Origin of the sequence: Phyllobacterium calauticae, assembly GCF_019991125.1 — a bacterium.
Taxonomy (GTDB): Bacteria; Pseudomonadota; Alphaproteobacteria; order Rhizobiales; family Rhizobiaceae; genus Phyllobacterium; species Phyllobacterium calauticae.
In genome coordinates, this window is sequence record NZ_JAGENB010000002.1 from 1,079,922 (window position 1) to 1,095,466 (window position 15,545).

Annotated in this window: 17 protein-coding genes; 10 read left to right on the forward strand and 7 right to left on the reverse strand. The window is 57.9% G+C overall.

Annotated features, from left to right (window positions below; all coding sequences use genetic code 11):
- Positions 1-610: 610 nt before the first annotated feature.
- Positions 611-1,231 (forward strand): invasion associated locus B family protein, encoded by a 621-nt coding sequence (locus tag J1W56_RS11205; protein ID WP_223613314.1) that lies wholly within the window; start codon positions 611-613, stop codon positions 1,229-1,231.
- Between the two features lie 58 nt (positions 1,232-1,289).
- Here the strand turns inward: J1W56_RS11205 and hspQ are convergent, their stop codons facing one another.
- Positions 1,290-1,628 (reverse strand): heat shock protein HspQ, encoded by a 339-nt coding sequence (gene hspQ, locus J1W56_RS11210; RefSeq protein ID WP_165401825.1) that lies wholly within the window; start codon positions 1,626-1,628, stop codon positions 1,290-1,292.
- A gap of 102 nt (positions 1,629-1,730) precedes the next feature.
- On the opposite strand from hspQ, the gene J1W56_RS11215 reads away from it, so the two are divergent.
- The 3 genes from J1W56_RS11215 (at position 1,731) to J1W56_RS11225 (ending at position 5,064) form a co-directional block, all read left to right on the forward strand.
- Complete coding sequence (locus J1W56_RS11215; RefSeq protein WP_223613315.1) at positions 1,731-2,675, forward strand: AEC family transporter; 945 nt, start codon at positions 1,731-1,733, stop codon at positions 2,673-2,675.
- A gap of 59 nt (positions 2,676-2,734) precedes the next feature.
- On the forward strand, positions 2,735-3,376 hold the full coding sequence (locus tag J1W56_RS11220; protein WP_319025538.1) for a class I SAM-dependent methyltransferase: 642 nt from the start codon (positions 2,735-2,737) through the stop codon (positions 3,374-3,376).
- Between the two features lie 341 nt (positions 3,377-3,717).
- Positions 3,718-5,064, forward strand: a complete 1,347-nt coding sequence (locus J1W56_RS11225; protein WP_223613316.1) for an Nramp family divalent metal transporter — start codon at positions 3,718-3,720, stop codon at positions 5,062-5,064.
- Here the strand turns inward: J1W56_RS11225 and J1W56_RS11230 are convergent.
- Complete coding sequence (locus J1W56_RS11230; protein ID WP_223613317.1) at positions 5,061-6,260, reverse strand: UbiH/UbiF family hydroxylase; 1,200 nt, start codon at positions 6,258-6,260, stop codon at positions 5,061-5,063. The two genes, J1W56_RS11225 and J1W56_RS11230, sit on opposite strands and share 4 nt — an antisense overlap.
- A 162-nt stretch (positions 6,261-6,422) precedes the next feature.
- Here J1W56_RS11230 and pcsA point away from each other — a divergent pair, with 162 nt between their 5' ends.
- From pcsA to J1W56_RS11260, 6 genes are all read left to right on the forward strand, one after another.
- Positions 6,423-7,175, forward strand: coding sequence for a phosphatidylcholine synthase (pcsA, locus tag J1W56_RS11235; protein WP_223613318.1), 753 nt, complete (start codon positions 6,423-6,425; stop codon positions 7,173-7,175).
- A complete protein-coding gene (locus J1W56_RS11240; RefSeq protein WP_223613499.1) occupies positions 7,175-8,152 on the forward strand; it encodes a quinone oxidoreductase family protein in 978 nt (325 codons plus the stop codon). The genes pcsA and J1W56_RS11240 overlap by 1 nt, the downstream gene beginning before the upstream one ends.
- A 140-nt stretch (positions 8,153-8,292) precedes the next feature.
- Entirely contained in the window at positions 8,293-9,876 is a 1,584-nt protein-coding gene (locus J1W56_RS11245; protein ID WP_223613319.1) for an ABC transporter ATP-binding protein, read from the forward strand.
- On the forward strand, positions 9,876-10,967 hold the full coding sequence (locus J1W56_RS11250) for an ABC transporter permease (RefSeq protein WP_223613320.1): 1,092 nt from the start codon (positions 9,876-9,878) through the stop codon (positions 10,965-10,967). The genes J1W56_RS11245 and J1W56_RS11250 overlap by 1 nt, the downstream gene beginning before the upstream one ends.
- A 1-nt stretch (position 10,968) precedes the next feature.
- A complete protein-coding gene (locus J1W56_RS11255) occupies positions 10,969-11,889 on the forward strand; it encodes an ABC transporter permease (protein WP_223613321.1) in 921 nt (306 codons plus the stop codon).
- A 56-nt stretch (positions 11,890-11,945) separates the two neighbouring features.
- Complete coding sequence (locus J1W56_RS11260; RefSeq protein WP_223613322.1) at positions 11,946-13,013, forward strand: BMP family ABC transporter substrate-binding protein; 1,068 nt, start codon at positions 11,946-11,948, stop codon at positions 13,011-13,013.
- A gap of 66 nt (positions 13,014-13,079) precedes the next feature.
- On the opposite strand, the gene bfr is transcribed toward J1W56_RS11260, so the two are convergent.
- From bfr to J1W56_RS11285, 5 genes are all read right to left on the reverse strand, one after another.
- Positions 13,080-13,565: a bacterioferritin gene (gene bfr, locus J1W56_RS11265; RefSeq protein ID WP_105732751.1), complete on the reverse strand. Its 486-nt coding sequence runs from the start codon at positions 13,563-13,565 to the stop codon at positions 13,080-13,082.
- Positions 13,531-13,842 carry a (2Fe-2S)-binding protein gene (locus J1W56_RS11270; RefSeq protein WP_223613323.1) on the reverse strand — a complete coding sequence of 104 codons (312 nt, stop codon included), beginning with the start codon at positions 13,840-13,842 and terminating at the stop codon, positions 13,531-13,533. Before J1W56_RS11270 ends, bfr begins: the two co-directional genes overlap by 35 nt.
- A gap of 423 nt (positions 13,843-14,265) precedes the next feature.
- Positions 14,266-14,580 (reverse strand): antibiotic biosynthesis monooxygenase family protein, encoded by a 315-nt coding sequence (locus J1W56_RS11275; RefSeq protein ID WP_223613324.1) that lies wholly within the window; start codon positions 14,578-14,580, stop codon positions 14,266-14,268.
- Positions 14,581-14,650: 70 nt separating this feature from the next.
- Complete coding sequence (gene rirA / locus J1W56_RS11280; protein ID WP_223613325.1) at positions 14,651-15,112, reverse strand: iron-responsive transcriptional regulator RirA; 462 nt, start codon at positions 15,110-15,112, stop codon at positions 14,651-14,653.
- A 139-nt stretch (positions 15,113-15,251) separates the two neighbouring features.
- Positions 15,252-15,497, reverse strand: coding sequence for a hypothetical protein (locus J1W56_RS11285; RefSeq protein ID WP_105732755.1), 246 nt, complete (start codon positions 15,495-15,497; stop codon positions 15,252-15,254).
- Between the last annotated feature and the right edge of the window lie 48 nt (positions 15,498-15,545).

Consider the following 15,545-nt stretch of genomic DNA (forward strand, 5'->3'; position numbering starts at 1 on the left):
TTGATTCGCCCACGAGATTACCATCTCATGACGATTCTGCGGCCAAAGGGGTGTAATCATCTTCCTGAAATGACAACAGAGCTAGGGTCAAGACCCATTAATCTGGTCGAAATGGTATGAGGCCATTTGTTCGGTTACAAGGAGCAAAGGCGAAGGCAATGTGGTTCATTGTCAAGCCTTTGCGACGATGAAGCCGGACAAATGGACCATATCCTCCGGACGCCGAAACGGCTGCAAGCTGCTGTGTCGAGCCGCTCGGCCGGGGGAAAGACCCCGCCCTTCGCGTCTCTCAGAGCATGGTCCCGAAAAGTTGTTCGACTTTTCGGGCAAGACCATGCTCCAAATATCGACTTGCGCATGCGTCTTTCGGCCCGGCCTAAGGCCGAACCGGAACATGCGCGGCATCTTCTTGCCGTTTCAGGCGCCATTTCGATCATGTTAATGGGGCTTGACCCTAAAAGTAGTCTGGATTTGCATTAACATGCAGTGTAACACGGCGTTCGAGACGAAGGGTCACTCTGTTGCCTCATTTGGTAACCAATCCAGAGAAAGCAATTCTAAGTGATCAAGTTACACTTCGGATAAGTGCGCTGAAAGGAACCAGTTGACCATGTCCAACCCGAAGACATTCGCTGCAACCGCATCCATCGCGGGTGCAATTGCATTACTCGCCGCCGCGGCAGTACCAGCATCAGCCCAGCAGCAGAGAACGCCGCAGGGTTGGTTCAAGGTTTGCTCCAAGCAGGAAGAAAACGACATCTGCAACACGCAGAACATCGTGACCGCCGATAGCGGCCAGCTTCTGACTGCCGTCAACCTCATCGAAATCAAGGGCAAGGTCAATCGCAAGATTTTCCAGGTTTCCGTGCCGACCGGCCGTCTGATCGGTCCGGGCGTTGGACTGCAGATCAATGGCGGCAAGACCCAGAAGATCGATTTCGCCATCTGCTTCCCGGATCGCTGCATTTCGGAAGTCGCCATGTCGGATGAACTCGTCGCTGCCTTCAAGAAAGGCAATCAGCTGACGCTGACTTCGGTCAACTTCCAGAACAAGCCAAATCCGATCACCGTTGCGCTGACCGGTTTCAGCCAGGCATTTGACGGCCCCGGCCTGCAGCAGTCGGAAATCGAAGATCGCCAGAAGACGCTTCAGGAAGAAGTCCAGAAGCGCCAGAAGGAATTCGAAGACAAGATGAAGGCCGAGCAGGCGAAGGCCAAGGCCGGAAACTGATCGAACCATCGACACGAAAAAGGGACGCTTTGGCGTCCCTTTTTTATTGTGCCGTTACTCAGTTGATATGCGGACTTTTGACCCGGTAGACACCGTTTAGCGGCTTGTCGAACATGTCCTTGATCTGCGGATGCCGCAGGGGAACGCCGGATGTATCGGCGACAAGGTTCTGCTCGGAGACATAGGCCACATACTCGCTGTCGGCGTTCTCGGCAAAGAGATGGTAAAAGGGCTGGTCGCGGCTTGGCCGGATATCTTCGGGAATGGATTGATACCATTCCTCGGTGTTGTTGAATTCAGGATCGACATCGAAAATTACGCCGCGAAAAGCGAATATCCGGTGGCTTACAACCTGCCCGATCTGAAATTTTGCGTGGCGTATTTGTTTCATCATCATCATTCATTATAGATATCAGAGACATACCTGTCTCCATCAAATCGTGCGAGCATCGATGGCGTCCTGCCATTTCCGGTCGCTTCCCAACAGTCAAAGCTCGTCATGCTCAGCGTTTTCAATCTCGTTCTCCCATTTTTCGGCCTGATCTTTCTGGGATTCCTGGTTGCCCGCATCAGTCGTCAGCCGCTGGAGGCGTTGGGATGGATGAACGTTTTCATTGTCTATGTGGCGTTGCCGGCACTGTTTTTCCAGATCCTTTCAAAGACACCTGTCGCTGAGCTGACTCAGTGGGCCTTTATTATTGGCTGCACCGCATCAACACTTTGTGTTTTTCTGGTGATGTTCGGCTTTGCTTTTTTCAGAACGCGCAAAATAGACGAAAGCACCATCCAAGGGCTCGCCGCCGCCTATGGCAATATCGGTTATATGGGGCCGGGATTGGCCATCATGGCTTTCGGCGCGCCCGCTGCCGTACCGGTTGCCCTGATCTTCTGTTTTGACAACACGCTGCATTTTGTCATGGCGCCCCTCATGATGGCGTTGTCCGGCAAAGACAAGCGCCGCCCGCATGAACTGGCGGTCAGTGTGCTCAAGAAGATCGTCCTGCACCCCTTCATCATCGCAACCATTCTGGGCGTCGCGGCTGCTGTCACCGGGTTCGAACCACCTGCATCCATCGACAAGCTCATTGATCTGCTGGCCAAGGCTGCCGCACCCTGTGCACTCTTTGCCATGGGCGTCACCCTTGCCTTGCGCCCCCTGAAGCGGGTGCCGCCGGAACTCTATCTGATTGTCCCGATCAAGCTGGTTTTCCAGCCATTGCTTATCTACGCCATCCTTCACCTTGCCGGCGATTTCCCGCCGGTCTGGGTGTACACCGCCATGCTGCTGGCGGCGCTGCCGACGGCAACCAATGTCTTCGTCATTGCCCAGCAATATGGTGTCTGGGTCGAACGGGCTTCGAGCAGCATCCTGGCAACCACGCTGTTTTCGGTCGTGACCCTGACCCTGTGGCTTTACGTGATGACGCACGGCCTCATTCCCTGATAAGGAACTGCAGGTCACCCGGCGAACGGCCGGGCCGTGGCCGTGTTGCCGGAGCGCTTTTGACCATAGATCGTGCGGAATTCATTCAGGCGCATATGCCTGTCATGGCTGTCCCGGCAGTTCCGGAAATTGTGCTCCACAGCGCCACGCCGGCGAGCGGATTGCGCCGCCTTATCGCCTCCCATGCCAATCCCGATCCCGAACCGCCATACTGGGCCTATCATTGGGCTGGCGGTGCAGTGCTCGCCCGTTATTTTCTCGATCACCCGGAGGTCGTGAAAGGGCAGCGCGTGCTGGATCTTGGATCGGGTTCAGGGATTGTTGGCATAGCGGCGGCAAAGGCAGGTGCGATCCACGTGACCGCCGCTGAAACAGACGGAAATGCCATTGCCGCGCAACAGCTCAATGCCGATCTCAATGGTGTCAGCTTGACAACGATGCATGCGGATCTGACGGCTGGCCCGGCAATGGATGTCGATCTGGTTGCTGTTGGCGATCTGTTTTACGCGCCCGATCTCGCGCAGCGCGTTCTGCTTTTCCTCGATCGCTGTCTTCTGGCGGGCGCCAAGGTCCTTATCGGCGATCCCGGCCGGGCACATCTTCCGCACGACCGGCTCCGGCTCATTGCCGAATATGCGGTGCCGGATTTCGGGCAAGTGACGGACGCAAAAGTGAATGCGGGTGTTTTTGCACTGATCTGAGGTGATGCCTGCAGGTTTTGTCTGTCGCGGCGCCTGTGTTTTCCAGACAATGAAGGCATGACCATTGTGCGTGGTTCGACAAGCTCACCATGAGGGAGGTGGAGGGCTGCACGCTAATCGTGAACCTTGCAGAACATGGCTCCCTGCAATCCTCACTTTCCCTCATGGTGAGCTTGTCGAACCACGCACAAAACGTGCTGCAGGCTTTTCGAACTCTCCCGGACATGCTGGCGTCTTTCCCTCCCGACGTGGGCTGTTTCGTCGCAGGAAGACGGCCCTTGTGGGCAAAGGCTTTCTGTGTACTATTGCGAATGATTTGCAATTGCGATTAGAGGTATTTCATGGATTCCTTGCGGCAGGCAGCCGATACGGACGAAGGCTGGCGGCGCGAACGGGGTGATGCATCGCTTTCGGATGTGCATCGCTCGGTCGCTGTCAGGACAGCGGGACCGGGTTGGCGCAGGGCCGCAGCCTTTGTGGGACCGGGCTATCTGGTTGCCGTGGGCTATATGGATCCGGGAAACTGGGCGACATCGCTGGCCGGCGGTTCGAAGTTCGGCTACACGCTGCTTGTCGTCGCGTTGGTCTCCAACATCATGGCCGTGGTCCTGCAGGCGCTTTGCGCGCGTCTGGCGATCGGATCGGGCAGGGACCTGGCGCAGGCCTGCCGCGATGCCTTTCCAAGGCCGGTTGCCTATACGCTCTGGTTCATGGCGGAGCTTGCCATCATTGCCACGGACATTGCCGAAGTCATCGGCACCGCGATCGGTCTCAGCCTGATTTTCGGCATCCCGCTTGAACTCGGCGTCCTCATCACCGCGCTCGATGTTTTCCTGATCCTCTATCTGCAAAAGCTTGGCTTCCGCTGGGTGGAAGCGCTGATCATCACGCTGCTGGGCGTGATCGCGCTGTGCTTCGGCATCCAGATTTTCCTCGCGGATCCCGATTGGGCCGCCGTGATCAAGGGATTTGCGCCGACAACGGAAATCGTCACCAACCCGGAAATGCTCTATCTCGCGCTTGGCATTCTCGGCGCGACGGTGATGCCGCACAATCTCTATCTGCACTCCGGCATCATCCAGACGCGCGACTATGGCCACACCACGCCGGAAAAACGTCAGGCGCTGAAGTATGCCACGTGGGACTCCACCATTGCGCTGACCTTTGCCCTGGTCATCAATGCGGCGATCCTGATCCTTGCCGCCGCGACCTTCAACAAGACGGGGCGGACCGAAGTGGCGGAACTCGGTGAAGCGCACTCACTGCTCGCGCCGCTCCTCGGCTGGGGTTTCGCCCCGACCCTGTTCGGTATCGCCTTGCTGTGCTGCGGCATCAACTCGACGGTGACGGCGACGCTGGCCGGACAGATCGTGATGGAAGGCTTTTTGAAAATCAGGCTGGCGCCCTGGCTGCGCCGGTTGATCACCCGTGCCATTGCCATTGTTCCAGCGGGGGCGGTGACGGTCTGGTACGGTGACAGCGGAACGGCCAAGCTTTTGATCCTGACGCAGGTCGTGCTCAGTCTTCAGCTGTCCTTTGCCGTATTCCCTCTGGTCATCTTCACCGCCAGCAAGACCAAAATGGGTGTGCTGGTCTCGCCGAAATGGCTCACGGTGCTTGCCATGATCATTGCGGTGGTGATTGCCGTGCTGAACATCAAGCTGCTGATGGACTTTGTTCTCGTTTAGGCGCGCTTTGCTTCCCGGCGTGGCCAGCGAAAGCCGCTGCCGGGGCGCAGACCCTCACGCATGAGAAAACTGCGCAGCGGCGAGAAGGTGCGGAGCAGCTCCAGGCCGCCGCTGCGGACCATCTGCACGGGCAGGAAATCCGACAGCAATGACCGGTTCAGTGCATCGACCGCGCCGGTGCGGGCAATGATATCGGGGCTGCGCCTGCGGTTATAGGCTGAAACAACCGCCGTGGCGCCAAGATCGCCGCCATCGGACGGCAGGGTATCAAGCAGTGTTTCCACGTCCCGGACACCGAGATTGAGTCCCTGCGCCCCGATGGGCGGAAACACATGCGCCGATTCGCCCGCCAGAAACACGCGGTTGCGGGCAAAGGCGTTCGGGACAAGGCCGGACAGCGGCCAGGCCTGTGCTTCGACATCGATGGTGACGGCGCCGAGCATGGACTGCATGCGTTCCTCGACGCGGACCGCCAGCTGTTCCGCATTCAGGTCCAAAAGTTCCGCGGCATGGGCAGGTGTCGTCACCCAGACGAGGCTTGACCGTTTCCCCGCAAGCGGCACCTGCGTGAATGGGCCATGCTCCGTGTGAAATTCCGTTGAAATATCATGATGATCGCGTGTGTGGCTGAAGCTGAGCACCACCGCAGTCTGGTTGTACTGCCAGGTGCGCGCCGAGATACCGGCGGCTTCCCGGGCCAGGGACGAGCGGCCATCGGCGGCAATAACGATGTTGGCGGTGAACACCGAACCATCACTGGCTTCGACTGCCATGGCATTGTCCACCGGATGATAGTGGGTTGCCGACGCGGCGACATGGCGGACCGGCGATTGCTTCAGCGCATCGCTGAGCGTTTTGGTGAGCGCAGCATTGGGGATGTTGTAGCCAAAGGCGTCTTCGTCGATCTCGGCGGCTTCGAATGTCACCACAGGGCTTCTGACCAGCCGGTTCGTGCCATCGAGAATGCGCATGGATCCGATGGGCGCAGCATGTGGCGCAATGCTGTCCCAGAGACCGATACGCTGGAGAAAACGGATGGCGGGCATCATCAGAGCCGTCGTGCGCTTGTCCGTGCCGGTGGGGACAACACCGAGACTGACGACGTTTTCAAGGCGCTGACCAAGGGCAATGGCGGCAATCAGGCCGACATGACCGGTTCCTGCAACAACAATGGGATCCGTTCGGGTGCTGGTCATCATCTGTCTCCGCTTCCAAGCCGTTTTGGCTTTCAACAGTTTATATCAGGAACATTGCTTGCGCTTTGGGTCGTTTTCAAGAAAAGCTGCTCGCAAATCGTTTGTCCTTGGTAACATATAGCGACAAGCGGATCAGTATCATGCAGCAGATTGGCGCGGACCGTGAAAAAACCAACTTTGCCCCGGGGTGTTAAACCCAAAAAAGTGACGGCACCACAAGCCAAGGCCTTCTCGGTGCATTTGTTGACCGCCTCCGGTTCCTTCCTGGCGTTCCTCTCGGTGGTCGCGGCCAGCGAAGGAAGCTGGACGGCCATGTTCTGGTGGCTGGGGCTGGCGTTGTTCGTCGACGGCATCGATGGGCCGATCGCCCGCAAGCTCGAAGTCAAATATGTGCTGCCCAACTGGTCGGGCGAGCTGCTCGACAACATCATCGACTACATGACCTATGTGCTCATCCCGGCCTTCGCGCTGTATCAGCGCGGCTTCATGGGCGAGGGCCTGTCCTTTCTGGCGGCGGCGATCATCGTCGTATCCAGTGCGATCTACTATGCCGATACGGGCATGAAGACGAAGGAAAACTTCTTCAAGGGCTTTCCGGTCGTCTGGAACATGCTGGTGTTCACCCTGTTCATCGTCAAGCCCGGCGAATGGGTGGCATTTGCCATTGTCCTCGGTGCCGCCATCGTTTCATTCCTGCCGATCTATTTCCTGCACCCGGTGCGCGTGCAGCGCCTGCGGCCGCTGAATCTCACGATTTTCTTCCTGTGGTGCGCTTTCGGCGTACTTTCGCTGTACCAGCATCTGGATTCGCCCCTCTGGGTGCGGGTCGGTATTTCGGTCACAGGCATCTACCTGTTCCTCATCGGGGCGGTGATGCAGGCATTTCCCAATCTTGGACGGACGGAGAAGGCATGATGGTCAAGGCAATTCGTATTCATCAGACGGGTGGTCCTGAAGCGCTGGTCTATGAAGATGTTACCGTCGGTGAGCCAGGCCCCGGCGAAGTGCGTATGCGCAATGAGGCCATCGGCCTGAATTTCATCGATGTCTATTTCCGCACCGGCCTCTATCCGTCGCCCGGCGGTCTGCCGCTCATTCCGGGCAATGAGGGCGCGGGCGTCGTGCTCAGCGTCGGTCCCGGTGTTACCGATGTGAAACCGGGCGATCGCGTCGCCTATGTCAATCCGATCGGCGCCTATGCGGAGGAACGCATCATGCCGGCGGACCGCCTGGTCAAGGTCCCGGACTCCATTTCCTTCCAGCAGGCCGGTTCGATGATGCTGAAGGGCATGACGGCCTATTATCTCCTGCGGGAAACCTTTCCGGTCAAGCAGGGCGACACGATCCTGTTTCACGCGGCCGCCGGCGGTGTCGGGCTCATAGCCGGCCAATGGGCCAAGCATCTCGGCGCGACCGTCATCGGCACCGCCGGTTCGGACGAGAAGGTGAAGCTGGCGCTCGAGAACGGTTTCGACCATGTCATCAACTATCGCACCGAGAACTTTGTCGAACGGGTGAAGGAAATTACCGGCGGCAGGGGTGTCGACGTGGTCTACGATTCCGTCGGCAAGGATACATTCGACGGGTCTCTGGACTGCCTGCGTCCGCGCGGCATGCTCGTCTGCTTTGGCCAGTCATCCGGTCCGGTTGCGCCATTCGATCTTGGCATCCTGTCGCGCAAGGGCTCCCTCTACCTGACGCGGCCGACATTGTTCGTCTATGTCGCGGCGCGGGCTGCGCTTGAAAATGCGGCGCGTGCGCTTTTTGACCAGGTGGAAAGCGGTGTGGTGCGCATCGATATCGGTCAGACCTATGCCCTCAAGGACGCGGCGACGGCGCATCGCGATCTTGAAGCGCGCAAAACGACCGGAACAACAGTGCTCATTCCTTAAGCCGCTGAAAAAGATGCTTGAATAGTGTGCGCAAAAGGCCGCAACCTCTGGTTTTGCACTTCCCAAATCGATGCTGCCCGACATAGGATCGGAAATGGTTAGGGGCACTTCAGAATAATCGTCCTGGGCCGTGGGGAACTATGACAAGCATAAGCGATGAAAACGGGGCTGGGCATCCACTTCTGGAAGCAACCGGGCTCACCAAAATTTTCGGCTCTCTGAAAGCCTGCGACGGGATCGACCTGACAATCGGCACCGGAGAAATTCATGCCCTTCTGGGGGAAAACGGCGCTGGTAAATCCACGCTGGTCAAAATGCTGTTCGGCGCGCTGCAGCCGACTTCGGGTGAGATCGGCTGGAAGGGCAAAGCGGTTGCCGTCGCCAATCCGGCGATGGCAAGATCGCTCGGTATCGGCATGGTTTTCCAGCATTTTTCGCTTTTCGATGCCCTGACGGCCGCCGAGAACATCGCGCTATCGCTCGATGAGAAAACCGACCTCAACACGATCGCCGCAAAGGCGCGGGACATCGGCCGGACCTATGGTCTGCCGGTTGATCCTGATGCCCTCGTCGGCGATCTTTCCGTGGGCGAACGCCAGCGTATCGAGATTATCCGCTGCCTGCTGCAAAATCCCGACCTGATCATTCTCGACGAACCGACATCGGTGCTGACGCCGCAGGAAGCCGACCTGTTGTTTGTCACGCTGGAGCGATTGAAGTCGGAGGGAAAATCGATCCTCTATATCAGCCACAGGCTGGAAGAGGTGCGGCGGCTGTGCGACCGGGCCACGGTGCTGCGCCACGGCAAGGTCGTCGGCCAGTGCGATCCGCGCCAGGAAACCGCAGGTTCTCTGGCGCGCATGATGGTTGGCAGCGACATCCATGTCATCGAGCGCCGTCCGAACGCGGCGCCAGCAACCCAATCGGCACTGATTGAAGTCAACGGCCTGTCACAGAAGCCGCGCGGCCCGTTTTCCGTGTCGCTGCATGATATCCGGCTGGCGGTCAATCCGGGTGAAATTCTTGGCATCGCCGGTGTCGCCGGCAACGGACAGGGCGAACTGTTCGAAGCCATATCCGGCGAAGTGCTGCAGGAACGGCCGGATATTGTCCGTATTCGCGGCCGGGACACCGGACGATCCGGCATCTCCGCGCGGCGCAGGCTGGGCGCTGCCTTTGTGCCGGAAGAACGTTTGGGGCATGGTGCGGTTCCCAATATGTCGCTGACCGACAATCTGCTGTTGTCGCGCTACGCCACCGATGGAAAAGTCTTCCTCGGCGGCGGCCTGTTGCGGCTGCTCCAGCAATCCAGCCTTGCCCTTGCAGCAAAGCGGATCGTCGCACAGATGGACGTTCGTAAAAGTGCGGAAAACCCAGATGCATCAGCGCTTTCCGGCGGAAACCTCCAGAAGTTTCTGATCGGGCGCGAACTGGACCGCAATCCAGCCGTTCTGGTGGTCAACCAGCCGACCTGGGGCGTCGACGCCGGTGCTGCCGCCCATATCCGGCAGGCGCTTGTCGATCTTGCGCGCAGCGGTTCCGCCGTGATCGTGATCAGCCAGGATCTCGATGAACTCTTTGAAATCTCCGACCGGATTGCCGCCATGGTGCATGGGCGCCTGTCGCAATCGGTCCCGATTGAAGCGATGAACATGGAACGTGTCGGTTTGATGATGGGCGGTGCCGATACCGCGTCGGCCCATGCAAGTACAGGGGCGGCCTGATGCGTGTCGAATTGGTCAGACGTCAGCAACATTCGGCGCTGTTCAGTGCGCTGTCGCCGTTCATCGCCCTGTTCCTCACGCTGATTGCCGGCGCCATCCTGTTTGCGCTGCTTGGCAAGAACCCGGTTTCCGCGCTCTATTCCTATTTCGTCGAGCCGCTGACCGAGATCTGGTCGTGGCACGAACTGCTGGTGAAGGCAGCGCCGCTGATCCTGATCGCCGTGGGGCTGTCCGTCTGCTTCCTCTCCAACAACTGGAATATCGGCGCGGAGGGGCAATTGATCATGGGCGGGATCGCCGGATCGATCCTGCCGGTGGTTTTTCCGGATTTTCAGGGCTGGTATGTCCTGCCGATGATGCTGCTGCTGGGCATGGCAGGCGGGATGGCCTATGCGACCATCCCGGCGTTCCTCAAGGTGCGGTTCAACACCAACGAGATTCTGACGAGCCTGATGCTGGTCTACGTGGCACAGCTGTTCCTCGACTGGATCGTGCGCGGCCCGTGGCGCAACCCGCAGGGTTTCAACTTCCCCGAAACGGTGCAGTTCAATTCCAGTGCCATCCTTCCCGAGATATGGGCTTCATCGGGGCGGGCGCATTGGGGTTTTGTTCTGGCGATTGTCGCCGCACTCCTTGTCTGGTTCATGCTGTCGCGCACGCTGAACGGCTTTGAAATCAAGGTGCTGGGACGCAGCGCGCGGGCAGGGCGTTTTGCCGGTTTCAGCGCCGGGCGCCTGACATTCTTCGCGTTCCTCGTCTCCGGGGCGCTGGCCGGGCTGGCCGGAATTGCCGAGGTTTCCGGTGCTGTCGGGCAATTGCGCACGACGATCTCGCCCGGCTATGGCTTCACCGCCATCATCGTTGCCTTCCTTGGCCGCCTCAATCCGCTTGGCATTGTCGCCGCAGGGCTGGTTCTGGCGCTGTCCTATCTGGGCGGCGAAGCTGCACAGGTTTCGCTCGGCATTTCCGAGAAATCGGCGCGTATCTTCCAGGGCATCATCCTGTTCTTCGTGCTGGCGAGCGACACGCTCATCTATTACCGCATCCGCTTCGTCACCCGGCATAGCGACGCCGCAGCAAAGGGGGCATGACATGGGCATGTTCGAAGCCATTCTCCTGACGGTTGCCACAGCCGCAACGCCCTTGCTGATCGCTGCCATGGGCGAACTTGTCGTGGAACGCTCCGGCGTGCTCAATCTCGGCGTCGAAGGCATGATGATCATGGGTGCTGTTGCCGGCTTCGGCGTTGCGCAGCTCACCGGATCGGCATGGCTCGGCATGTTCGCAGCCATTCTGGCCGGGGCTGCCTTTTCGCTGCTGTTCGGTTTCCTGACGCTGACGCTGGTGACCAATCAGGTGGCAACGGGCCTGGCTTTGACGCTGCTCGGGCTTGGCGCTTCCGCCATGATCGGCGAGAGTTTTGTCGGGCTGCCCGGCGTGCGGATGCAGTCCCTGAATATTCCGGTGCTGACGGATTTGCCGGTCGTCGGGAAATTCCTGTTCGGACAGGATCCGATTTTCTATATGTCGATCCTTCTGACCATCGGCGTCACATGGTTCCTGTTCCGCACCCGTGCCGGACTGACATTGCGCGCTGTCGGTGACAATCATACCTCGGCGCATGCGCTTGGCGTGCGGGTCATTCGGGTGCGTTATCTCGCCGTGATGTTCGGGGGCGCTTGCGCCGGGCTCGCCGGTGCGCAACTATCGCTCGTCTATGTGCCGCAATGGGTGGAAAACATGACGTCGGGCCGGGGATGGATCGCGCTTGCACTGGTGGTGTTCGCCTCGTGGCGGCCATGGCGGATTCTGGCGGGCGCCTACCTCTTCGGCGCGGTCACCATCGGCCAGCTGCACGCCCAGGCGCTTGGCATCGGCATACCCTCGCAGTTCATGTCGTCGCTGCCTTATCTGGCAACGATTATCGTGCTTGTTCTGATTTCGCGGAACAAGCGGCTGACCCTGATGAATACGCCGACATCCCTCGGCAAACCCTTCGTGCCCGACCGCTGAGCAGCCGGGCGAGAATAAAAGACAAGGCTTTTGGTTTAACAGAGAGGTGAACACGAATGAAAAAACTGCTTATGGCGCTGTCCATGGCTGCCAGCTTTGCCGTTGCGGGCGCGGCCCATGCCGAAGACAAACTGAAGGTCGGCTTCATCTATATCGGACCGCCCGGTGATTTCGGCTGGACCTACCAGCACGATCAGGGCCGCAAGGAGATGGAAAGGGCGCTTGGCGACAAGGTCGAGACAACCTTCCTCGAAAGCGTGCCTGAAGGGGCGGATGCGGAGCGTTCGATCGAGCGTCTGGCGCGTGCCGGCAACAAGCTGATCTTCACGACCTCGTTCGGCTACATGGATGCGACGATCAAGGTTGCGCAGAAGTTCCCGAATGTGAAGTTCGAACACGCGACCGGCTACAAGACGGCCGACAATGTCGCCGTGTACAATTCGCGCTTCTATGAAGGCCGCTACGTACAGGGCGTGATTGCCGCCAAGCTGTCCAAGGTTGGCGTTGCCGGTTATATCGGTTCATTCCCGATCCCCGAAGTGGTGCAGGGCATCAACTCCTTCATGCTGGGTGCGCAGTCGGTCAACCCGAACTTCAAGGTCAAGGTGATCTGGGCCAATGCCTGGTTCGATCCGGGCAAGGAAGCGGATGCCGCCAAGGCTCTGGTCGACCAGGGCGTCGATATCATCACCCAGCACACGGATTCGACAGCGCCGATGCAGGTTGCGGCGGAACGCAAGATCAAGGCATTCGGCCAGGCTTCCGACATGATCAAGTTCGGCCCGGAAACCCAGTTGACCGCCATCGTCGACAATTGGGGCCCTTACTACATCGAACGGGCCAAGGCCGTGATCGATGGCACATGGAAGACGCACAATGTTTTCCACGGCATGCATGAAAACCTCGTGGTCATGGCGCCCTACACCAACATGCCTGACGATGTGAAGAAGCTGGCCGAGGAAACCCAGGCCAAGATCACATCCGGTGCGCTGAAGCCCTTCACCGGTCCGGTCAAGAAGCAGGACGGCTCCGAATGGCTGAAGGCTGGTGAAACCGCCGACGACAAGACCATTCTCGGCATGAACTTCTACGTTGCCGGCGTGGACGACAAGCTGCCGAAATAAGGTTTGGCCGCGATATAAAAGAAAAGGGCGCCCATGGGCGCCCTTTTTGTGAATGCGATGGGCCGCTTATTCAGCGGCGTCGGCTGGCGCCGCATTGAGTTGACCATAATTCTCGACGCCGATGCGCTTGAGAAGGTCGAGCTGGGTCTCGAGGAAATCGATGTGGCCTTCCTCGTCCTTCAGAAGCTCGTCAAAGAGTTCCTTGGTGACGTAGTCGCCCACTTCCGCGCAGATCTCACGCGACTTCTTGTACGACTTCACAGCGTCATATTCGCCGGCCAGATCGGCTTCCAGAACTTCCTTGATGTTCTGGCCGATGCGCAGGGCGCCGATGGACTGCAGGTTTGGATGGCCTTCGAGGAAGATGATGCGCTCGATGATCTTGTCAGCGTGCTGCATTTCCTCGATGGATTCGGCGCGCTCCTTCTTGGCGAGCAGCTTGTAACCCCAATCGTCCAGCAGGCGATAATGCAACCAATACTGGTTGACCGCTCCCAATTCGAGGAAAAGTGCCTCGTTAAGCCGCTCGATGACCTTTTTGTCGCCTTTCATGCCGTGAACTCCCGTATTCGTGACGCAATGCCCGCACACGATCGATAAACGAGACAGCATCAGAATCGTTTGAACCGTGGCGGAGGTGATATTCTTCCGTCACCTTTATGATGGTTTCAACGACGTTTGGGAAGCAGCCACAGCAGCGGCCGCGCTTCTGCATGGCATGGTAGACTTTTGCCGGGACAATCAGTTGCCACGGGTCAGCATCGAGAAGTTCAGTGATAGTATTCTCGATTTCTTTCTGCGTGATGATATTGCAATGACATACAAGCATGTTGTCTAAGCGCCATATTCATAAGAATAAATACCCGTAAATCCCGACAGTTTTACAATGTCAGAACCTCTCCTGGTGACAGGACGGGTGGCGCTTTGCAGAAATTGGCCCGGAAACATTGTTCCGCAACCTGGAAATACTTTCGAACCAGACAAGGGTTCCTCCAATCGCAAGGGTTCAAGGCCCTAACATTAAAGGTCATGCGTTATTCGCAATACTGATCCTATAAGACTGGTTTGTCCGAATTCTGTCAAATGCCGGCCGCTGAATATGCCGTGATATCAATAGCTTGGAATAATTCTAAACTGGGAAAATAACATAACCAATTCAATCATATTTCGTCGATTTTGCCGCCCTGACCGGCAAAATGCATCGCCGGCTACGCATGTGTCAAAACGTCTCATTTGTCGCAAAAAGACTAAATCAGGCGCCCTCGACCACGGAGAACCCTTCGAATTGCGGGTGTCCGATGTAACTCGGCTTGGTATCGCCCGCATTGCGATGCGCTGCGCGGAAATGTTCGGACTGAGTCCATGCGGTGAAATCCGCCTGGGTCCGCCACACGGTGTGCGATGCATAGAGGGTGTAATTCTCTTCCTCGTTCCGGGCACCGCGCAGCAGGTGGAATTCGACAAAGCCGGGCACCGAGGACAGCCGGGAGTCGCGTGACTTCCACACGGTTTCAAACGCGCCTTCGGAGCCCGACTGAACCTTGAAACGATTCATGGCGATGTACATGGCGCAACTCCATTCATGTGGATTGTGGTTGGGGACCGATCCCGGGGCCGGTCACTCCAAGAGAATTCTGTCAGCTCGCCGTGGCGAGGCGGGGTGCCAGATTGTCGATGCCGAGGAGGGCGCGCACGTCTCTCGTCTTGACGATATCATCGATGGAATACTGGGCGAGGACCTCGAAGAAGGCATTCAATGCCTTGCGCAAGGCGGCATTCAGGCCGCAGCTGTCAATCAAAGGGCATTCCGCGGCATCGTTCTCAAAGCACTCTGCCATGGCAAAGTTTTCTTCGGTCACGCGCACCACGTCGAAAAGGGTGATGTCCTTGGCAGGCTTGCCGAGTTTCACGCCGCCATTGCGACCGCGTACGGTTTCAATGAAACCGTTTTCAACGAGCGGCTGCAGGATTTTAAACAGGAAAAGCTCCGAGACTGTGTAGGCGTGCGCAATTTCGGCGATCCGGCTCAGATTGCCATCATTGGCGGCGCAATACATCAGAATACGAATGGCATAATTGGTCTGTCTGGTCAGTCGCATGGGAATATCTCTCTCAACCCGAATTCAGGTCATGCTGGGGTTAGGAGCTACTTTAGAATTATTCTTGATAAAGTAAATAATAATATGAACCTAAGTTTCATATTTTCCGAGGGAAAACAGGGAGTCGGGCCAGGCGTGATCAGCGAACCAGAACGACGATCGATGCCGTAATGAAAGCAGCAGCCACAAGCAGCAGGAAACCATAGACACGCGGCTTGTCAAACAGAACCGCAAATCCGGCGGCCCAGACAACGATGGCAGCGGCCAATGCGTAGAGAAATCCGGCTTTATGGACCCATGCGATATGGACGGCCATCAGGCCGCCAATGATAAGGGCACCGAATACGACCATCAAAGCCAGTGCGTATTTCTCGAAATTGTCCATTCAGGCAGCTCGCTCTCAACACCCCATCCTGGAATCGAAGGGGCTCAG